The 8298-nt window shown below is 46.3% G+C and carries 10 protein-coding genes; 5 read left to right on the plus strand and 5 right to left on the minus strand.

The window, feature by feature from the left end; all coding sequences use genetic code 11:
* Positions 1–99: 99 nt before the first annotated feature.
* Complete coding sequence (locus OGX90_RS13750; protein WP_048214474.1) at positions 100–666, plus strand: cytochrome b; 567 nt, start codon at positions 100–102, stop codon at positions 664–666.
* Between the two features lies 1 nt (position 667).
* Positions 668–1243 carry a YceI family protein gene (locus OGX90_RS13755; RefSeq protein WP_003832130.1) on the plus strand — a complete coding sequence of 192 codons (576 nt, stop codon included), beginning with the start codon at positions 668–670 and terminating at the stop codon, positions 1241–1243.
* Between the two features lie 45 nt (positions 1244–1288).
* Here the strand turns inward: OGX90_RS13755 and trhO are convergent, their stop codons facing one another.
* Complete coding sequence (gene trhO, locus OGX90_RS13760; protein ID WP_174770468.1) at positions 1289–2341, minus strand: oxygen-dependent tRNA uridine(34) hydroxylase TrhO; 1053 nt, start codon at positions 2339–2341, stop codon at positions 1289–1291.
* A 220-nt stretch (positions 2342–2561) separates the two neighbouring features.
* Between trhO and OGX90_RS13765 the strand changes: the two genes are divergently transcribed.
* Positions 2562–3482, plus strand: a complete 921-nt coding sequence (locus OGX90_RS13765) for a Kdo(2)-lipid IV(A) acyltransferase (protein ID WP_003036136.1) — start codon at positions 2562–2564, stop codon at positions 3480–3482.
* 155 nt (positions 3483–3637) lie between these two features.
* The gene (mdtG, locus tag OGX90_RS13770; RefSeq protein ID WP_174770469.1) at positions 3638–4858 is read left to right on the plus strand and encodes a multidrug efflux MFS transporter MdtG; all 1221 of its coding nucleotides are present in this window, start codon (positions 3638–3640) and stop codon (positions 4856–4858) included.
* Positions 4859–4922: 64 nt separating this feature from the next.
* Here the strand turns inward: mdtG and OGX90_RS13775 are convergent, their stop codons facing one another.
* Positions 4923–6254 carry a sensor domain-containing diguanylate cyclase gene (locus tag OGX90_RS13775; RefSeq protein ID WP_174770470.1) on the minus strand — a complete coding sequence of 444 codons (1332 nt, stop codon included), beginning with the start codon at positions 6252–6254 and terminating at the stop codon, positions 4923–4925.
* A 693-nt stretch (positions 6255–6947) separates the two neighbouring features.
* Here OGX90_RS13775 and OGX90_RS13780 point away from each other — a divergent pair.
* On the plus strand, positions 6948–7325 hold the full coding sequence (locus OGX90_RS13780; protein ID WP_008784346.1) for a MysB family protein: 378 nt from the start codon (positions 6948–6950) through the stop codon (positions 7323–7325).
* On the opposite strand, the gene OGX90_RS13785 is transcribed toward OGX90_RS13780, so the two are convergent.
* From OGX90_RS13785 to OGX90_RS13795, 3 genes are all read right to left on the minus strand, one after another.
* Positions 7326–7553: a YceK/YidQ family lipoprotein gene (locus OGX90_RS13785; RefSeq protein ID WP_174770471.1), complete on the minus strand. Its 228-nt coding sequence runs from the start codon at positions 7551–7553 to the stop codon at positions 7326–7328.
* 141 nt (positions 7554–7694) lie between these two features.
* Positions 7695–8153 carry an IS200/IS605 family transposase gene (gene tnpA / locus OGX90_RS13790; RefSeq protein ID WP_057069660.1) on the minus strand — a complete coding sequence of 153 codons (459 nt, stop codon included), beginning with the start codon at positions 8151–8153 and terminating at the stop codon, positions 7695–7697.
* The coding region (locus OGX90_RS13795) for a hypothetical protein (RefSeq protein WP_234662442.1) at positions 8110–8298 on the minus strand (189 nt) is incomplete at its 5' end. The genes tnpA and OGX90_RS13795, both read right to left, overlap by 44 nt.

Below are 8298 nucleotides of genomic sequence, written 5' to 3' on the forward strand. Positions count from 1 at the left end.
AACAAAAAATAAATATCATCACTATTGTTATTTATTAGTTGCATTAATGTCTTTTACACGCCATTTTCATTCACTTCTGAAATATCAATCGGTGTGCTTATGCAATTCAATAATACTCCACAGCGCTATGGCGTAGTGTCAGCCACATTACATTGGCTGATTGCGATTGCTGTATATGGCATGTTTGCGTTGGGGTTATGGATGGTCACGCTCAGCTATTACGACGGCTGGTATCACCAGGCTCCCGAACTGCATAAAAGCATCGGCATCCTACTCATGATGGGACTGGTTATCCGCGTTGTCTGGCGGTTGTTCTCCCCTCCGCCTGCTGCGTTGGCAAGCTACTCCCGTTTGACCCGTATCGCAGCGGCACTGGGTCACCTCGCACTTTATTTGCTGCTCTTTTCGATTGTCATCAGTGGATATCTGATTTCCACCGCAGATGGCAAAGCGATAAGCGTCTTTGGCTGGTTTGACATTCCTGCCACCCTGGCCAATGCGGGTACCCAGGCCGACCTCGCCGGTAGCTTGCACCTGTGGCTTGCGTGGACCGTGGTGATTTTATCCCTACTACACGGACTGATGGCCCTGAAACATCACTTTATTGATAACGACGATACCCTCAATCGCATGTTGGGAAAATCGTCATCTGACTATGGAGCTTAAAATGAAAAAAAACCTGCTGGGACTTACACTCGCTTCTCTGTTATTCACCACCGGGTCGGCCGTGGCGGCAGATTACAAAATTGACAAGGAAGGACAGCATGCCTTTGTTAATTTCCGTATTCAGCATCTGGGTTACAGCTGGCTGTACGGCACTTTCAAAGATTTCGACGGTACGTTTACCTTTGATGAGAAAAATCCCGCAGCCGATAAGGTTAACGTAACCATCAACACCAACAGCGTTGACACTAATCACGCCGAACGCGACAAGCATCTGCGCAGTGCAGATTTCCTTAACGTGGCAAAATTCCCGCAGGCGACCTTCAGCTCCACCAGCGTGAAAAAAGAGGGGAATGACCTGGATATCACCGGTAATTTGACCCTGAACGGCGTTACCAAACCGGTTACGCTGGACGCGAAGCTCATCGGTCAGGGTGGCGATCCCTGGGGCGGTACGCGCGCTGGTTTTGAAGCGCAAGGTAAGATTAAGCTGAAGGATTTCAACATCACCACCGATCTCGGCCCTGCATCGCAGGAAGTCGATTTGATCATCTCAGTGGAAGGTGTTCAGCAGAAGTAACGCATGAATTACCGGATGAGGATCTGCCCCTCATCCGGCATCATGTTATTGCGCAGGGTCTGGAATACCCAGTTTGGTATTCAGGTGACCGCGTGATTTATTGAAGATTTTATTGCCATTTTCACGCCCCGCACGACGACGCCGTTGTTCCTCTTCCGGCAACTCACTCTCTTCGCTACACAGCTCGCTACAGCAGCCTTTATATTTCTGCGCACAAGCCGGGCACTGAATAAACAACAGATGGCAGCCATCATTTTTGCAATTAGTATGGCTATCGCACGCCGTGCCGCACTGATGGCAATGTGCGATAACATCTTCAGAGATCCTTTCGCCCATACGCTCATCAAAGACAAAGTTTTTACCGACAAAACGTACCGGAAGTCCCTGTTCACGCGCCTTGCGGGCATACTCAATAATACCGCCCTCAATGTGCCAGACTCTGCTAAATCCATTGTGTTTCATCCAGGCGCTGGCTTTCTCACAGCGGATCCCACCCGTGCAATACATCACGATTTTTTTATCTTTATGCGCCTGCATCATTTCAACAGCTTTCGGCAACTGGTCGCGGAACGTGTCTGCCGGTATCTCCAGCGCATTCTCGAAATGACCCACCTCATATTCATAGTGGTTGCGCATATCAATGAATACCGCTTCAGGATCGTCCAGCATGGCGTTCACTTCTGCAGCCTTGAGATAATCCCCCACGTTGCTGGCGTCAAAGTCTGGATCGTCAATACCATCCGCCACGATACGTTCGCGGACTTTCATACGCAGTACCCAGAACGATTTACCGTCATCATCCAGCGCAATATTCAGACGTAAATCCTTCAATGCAGCATCAAACGCATAGAGCTGCTGGCGAAATGCCTCGACGTTGCTTTGCGGTACGCTGATTTGCGCGTTAATTCCTTCATGGGCAAGATATACTCGCCCGAAGACGTTCAATGTGGTGAACATCTGGTACAGCGCATCACGCGTGTGCTGAGGATTGGCAATGGTGAAATATTTATAGAATGAGATCGTCGTGCGCGGCTCGGTCTCGGCCAGCATTTTGGCTTTGAGGGCGTCGTTCGAAATGCGGTTGTGTAACACTGGCATGGTGTACGTATCCTGCAAATAAGGAATAAATGAAAATCGGCGGCATAATAAAGCAAACATCGCCAATTTACATCCACACATTTTACGCTACATTTCATACTTCACGATAAAATCGCAACAACAATTGCGGAATTAATCACCGTTCTCCCGTCACAAATTTTTGATACGCGCGAAAAAATGCGACAATACAGGGAATTGGTCGTTTGAAGACAGGATAGACATGACGAATTTACCCAAGTTTTCGGCTGCGTTACTGCATCCACGTTATTGGTTAACCTGGCTGGGTATTGGCATCCTTTGGTTAATCGTGCAGTTACCCTACCCCATCCTCTTTAAGTTGGGCTGTGCGTTAGGTCGACTAGCGCTACGTTTGATGAAACGTCGGGCAAAAATTGTTTCCCGAAATCTGGAACTGTGCTTCCCGCAGATGAGTGAGCAGGAACGCCAGCAGATGGTCGTCAAGAACTTCGAATCCGTAGGTATGGGCGTAATGGAAACCGGGATGGCCTGGTTTTGGTCCGATAAGCGTATTTCGCGCTGGACGGAAGTGATCGGAATGGAACATATCCGTGACGTTCAGGCGCAAAAACGCGGGATTCTGTTAGTGGGTCTGCATTTTCTGACTCTGGAACTGGGTGCGCGCCAGTTTGGCTTGCAGGAGCCGGGTATTGGTGTGTATCGGCCTAACGACAATCCGCTGCTGGACTGGCTACAAACCTGGGGCCGCATGCGCTCGAATAAATCAATGCTCGATCGTAAAGACCTGAAAGGGATGATTAAAGCCTTGAAAAAGGGCGAAGTGGTCTGGTACGCGCCGGATCATGATTACGGCCCTCGCGCCAGCGTGTTTGTACCACTTTTTGCCGTTGAACAAGCCGCAACAACCTCAGGGACCTGGATGCTTTCACGCATGTCCAATGCCTGCCTGGTACCGTTTGTTCCCCGCCGCAAACCTGACGGTAAAGGGTATCAATTGATTATGTTGCCTCCAGAATGTTCACCACCGTTGGACGACGCAGAGACTACAGCTGCGTGGATGAACAAAATTGTTGAGCAATGCATCATGATGGCGCCAGAACAGTATATGTGGTTGCATCGTCGCTTCAAGACGCGTCCTGAAGGCTCCCCTTCTCTGTACTGACGCAGAGTTGCAGCCCAGTGGGCTGCAACCCGCTCCCTACCCGTTTTAGGTTTAACTGCTATCCGCATTGCAGCAACTATCAACCAGGCGCATAATTAGCCTGCTTACTTATATTCAATCGATAGCGCAAACAGCGCATCACACTGCGGATCGCTATGTCACCCTCAGATGCCCCCATAAACTGGAAACGCAACCTCACCGTTGCCTGGTTAGGTTGTTTTTTAACCGGAGCAGCATTTAGCCTGGTCATGCCCTTTTTGCCTCTTTACGTCGAGAGTCTCGGCGTCACGGGTCATAGCGCCCTGAATATGTGGTCAGGCTTGGTCTTCAGCATCACCTTTCTCTTTTCAGCCATTGCCTCTCCTTTCTGGGGTGGCCTTGCCGATCGCAAAGGACGAAAAATCATGCTGCTGCGTTCCGCGTTGGGCATGGCAATTGTGATGCTGCTGATGGGACTGGCGCAAAATATCTGGCAGTTCTTAATCCTGCGCGCCTTGTTAGGGCTGCTTGGTGGATTCATCCCCAATGCGAATGCACTGATCGCCACCCAGGTTCCACGCAATAAAAGCGGCTGGGCACTGGGAACGCTTTCAACCGGTGGCGTTAGTGGCGCACTGCTCGGGCCGCTAGCTGGCGGGCTACTCGCGGATCAGTACGGATTACGCCCTGTATTTTTCATCACCGCCAGCGTGCTGCTGGTCTGCTTCATCCTGACGCTATTTTTTATCCGCGAGCGTTTCCAGCCGGTGAGCAAGAAGGAGATGCTGCACATTCGTGAAGTCGTGGCCTCTTTAAAGAACCCCAAACTGGTGCTGAGCCTGTTTATCACCACTTTGATCATTCAGGTAGCCACCGGTTCTATCGCGCCAATACTGACCCTGTACGTTCGAGAGTTGGCTGGCAACGTCAGCAATATTGCATTTATCAGTGGGATGATAGCCTCTGTCCCCGGCGTTGCGGCATTAATCAGCGCCCCGAAACTTGGCAAATTAGGCGATCGAATTGGCCCGGAGAAGATCCTGATCGTCGCGCTGATCGTTTCTGTGTTACTGCTTATTCCAATGTCATTTGTCCATACGCCCTGGCAGCTTGGTGTTCTGCGCTTTTTATTGGGTGCGGCCGACGGCGCTCTGCTCCCGGCAGTACAAACGCTGCTGGTTTACAACTCGACCAATCAAATAGCTGGACGTATTTTCAGTTATAATCAGTCATTTCGCGATATCGGTAACGTAACAGGACCTCTAATGGGGGCTGCGATATCCGCCAACTACGGTTTTCGTGCCGTTTTCTGTGTGACCGCGGGCGTCGTACTGTTTAACGCCCTGTACTCGTGGAATAGCCTGCGCCGTCGTCGGAGTACAGAGATCGTGGGATGATTTGTGTATTTGTATTCGCCGGTTCGGAATAATAAACTTATCTTACACGGCGTATATTTCAACCTTAATGATAATAGTAACACACCTTATTTCTGCCAGAATTTTTGGCTTCATACAAAGCGGCATCGGCGTATGAAACAACTTTATCCGCTGATTCATCATCAATTTTGCTGCAATATACACCGATACTGATCGTCATTTTTTCCTTTAACTCATATGAGTTTGGTATTGTCGTACCATTCTCTACATTTCGCCTAATTCGCTCTGCAACAACAATTGCCTCATCTTTATCGTTACACTTAAGAAGGATCGCAAATTCTTCGCCACCTACTCTGGCAAAAATATCCGTATCTCTGATTGATTTATTGATAATATCAACAATACTGATTATCACTCTGTCACCTTCCTGATGACCGTAGGTATCGTTAATCCGTTTGAATTTATCAATATCCAGAACCATTACACATACTGCGCCTTTTGCTAATGATGATTTTAATGACTTATAGAATAGTTTACGATTATATATTTTAGTCATTGCGTCTTTAATAGCTGAATCCGTTTCTTTTTTTAAGATGATGAAGGTGTTGTACATCAGTATTGAGATTATACACAGGGCACTTATCACCTCAATCCCCCGGCTAACATACCAAATATACATGCTATATTCATCCAGGCTCAGAAGTAGTACATTGGTCAATATTGCTGAACAACACAGTAGCCCTATACTTTTCCACAAGATGTTATGCGTTCTGGTTTTAATGATTAAATACAACAGGACCAGTCCCCAGGATACAATAAGCGAATAAATGTACCCAATATGCCAGTGCACAGTGACATTATCAGGCTTCAGGCTTGTGATCTCGAGTGTAAAATTAGGGTTGTAACTGGCCAGAGCGTGCGCCACCACTGAGATAACAAGCATGATTAAAAAAGACAGAACGATATAGCAAGGTTCTCTTTCTTTGGTTTCAATAACTGTCGAGGATGCTTTATAAGATTTTAATGAAACAAATAGCAGAGCGATGAAACTAATCTGCCGAAAGTAATAGAATATGGCTATATCGTTAGTTCTTTTTTCGATTGAGGCATAATCATTAATCAAGTCCTGAACGATGTAGATAGTCTCGATGAAAAATATGTTATTCCCAAGAAACGCCATACCTAATATCATAAGGCAGGTGAGATCTTTTCTACAAAGATACTGGAATAACATAAACAGGAAAATTATCCCATATAAAAAGAACAACCCTACAATTATAATCAGATATACTGTTTGCGGGACACTTTGTATCGTTAATTTAAATTGTGTAAGACACACTCCACCAAGAACATAGCTAGCCAAACAGATTATATAGAAAGCCATTAACCTTCTATTATTTGAATTGCCGTTATCCATAACAACCTTAAGGGCTTTCTTAATTTTGCATTTTATATAATAAAGCATAAGATTTTGCAAACTATTATATCTGCACAGATTCAATGACACTAATTCATTTCTTATTTAATGGTTTCTTATAGATTTATAACCTTTGTCATTAATAATATTTTATTATGTATACTATTTAAGTATCACTCACACCATTCACAGCCCCCATACACAAAAGATACTTTGTCACTACCAGAGGCACCACTAAGTTTAGCCACTTTCATTGATTGCCCCTGCGACACTTCCGTATTGTGCATTAATTTTCTTCTTTATTTTTATTAAGTTATGAAATATTACGTCATAAGCGATCGGATTCCCCCTCTAAAAAAAATAAAAAATAACGTTTAACACTGAAGATTTCCTTATATATCGTCATTTTTTAATTTTTCGATTTTCATTACTACATTGAGAAACACATACATTACTATTTTTTCTTGAATTTTTTTCCTGATATTACGTCGGCTTCAGTATCTGCCAATGTAAATTTTTCATAAACAACCGAAGTTACTTCCCCCCAGTCTCGTAGGCATTGCAGGCAGTCATCATCTGATTGAGTGAGCCATGCAGCTAACGGGTTTGACGCTCTGCGGATCGCCGTCTATAGATTGAATCTATCCCCCCTTTACTGTTCGCCTTAGGAGAAGAAATATGGCAAAGAATGACATGAATTTTTATGCCACGTTGGAAGAGGCTATTGATGCAGCTCGTGAAGTGTTTCTGGCTGATAACCCTGACCTTGAGTCAGACGACGCCAGCGTTCAACAGCTAAGCGTCCAAAAATACGTGCTACAGGATGGCGACATTATGTGGCAGGCGGAATTCTTTGCTGACGAGGATGATGTAGATGGTGAATGCCTTCCAATCCTGAGCGGAGAAGCGGCCCAGAGCGTTTTTGATGGCGACTATGATGAAATTGAAATCCGCCAGGAGTGGCAGGAAGAAAATACGCTTCACGAATGGGATGAAGGTGAATTCCAGTTGGAACCTCCCCTTGATACTGAAGAGGGGCAGACCGCAGCCGATGAATGGGACGAGCGATAATTACTCGTAAGGTCCATGATGTATGTCGAGCGGCAGCAGCAACGTATCAAACACCAGCGTAAATGGCAGATCGAGGATAGTGACGTAGCGCCATGCGGAGTCCCTAACATCCCATTGCACGCCAGGATAGTATTGGTTTCCGTGTCCTTGCCCTGGGATGGTACGACTAATAATGCTGCCGCATCCGCTCAGGAAGAAGATCATTATTCCTACAGCCAATATTCGCACCTGCTACCTCACGACTCATTCTATTCAATATAAATAAATATCCTCCGGCATAGCCGGAGGTTTTTCTGATGCGCCTATAAGGCTCTGTTACCAGCCGCGCCCTAACAGGCGCATACGATCTGACATTTGCATCAGACTTCGTTACTTACGGCCCGTAAACGGGCTACCCGGATAAGGGATCGATAACTGCTCGCCCATTTTATCCTCTGCAAGCTGGTGCTTTATGTATTCCTGTATCCTTGCCGTGTTCTTACCCACCGTATCTACGTAATACCCACGACACCAGAACTCCCTGTTCCTGTATTTAAACTTCATATCACCAAACTGCTCATACAACATCAGACTGCTTTTACCTTTCAGATAACCCATAAAACCGGATACGCTCATTTTGGGCGGGATTTCCACAAGCATATGGATATGATCTGCACAGCATTCCGCTTCCAGGATCCGCACGTTTTTCCACTCACACAGCTTTCTTAAGATGCTGCCTATCGCCCTACGTTTCTCCCCGTAGAATGCTTGTCTTCGGTATTTGGGCGCAAAAACTATGTGATATTTACAGTTCCATCGGGTGTGCGCTAAGCTCTTTTCGTCCCCCATTGGGACCCCCTTTTGATTTCTTGTTTAACCCTTGCAGTTGCCAGACCGCAAGGTGTTTTAACAAATCAAAAGGGGTTTTAATAACTGGCCCAAAGCTGAAAGCTTTCCGGAACCCCCAGCCTAGCTGGGGGTTTTCTGTGCACAA

This window comes from Citrobacter sp. Cpo012, from assembly GCF_030333015.1.
Classification (GTDB): Bacteria; Pseudomonadota; Gammaproteobacteria; order Enterobacterales; family Enterobacteriaceae; genus Citrobacter; species Citrobacter portucalensis.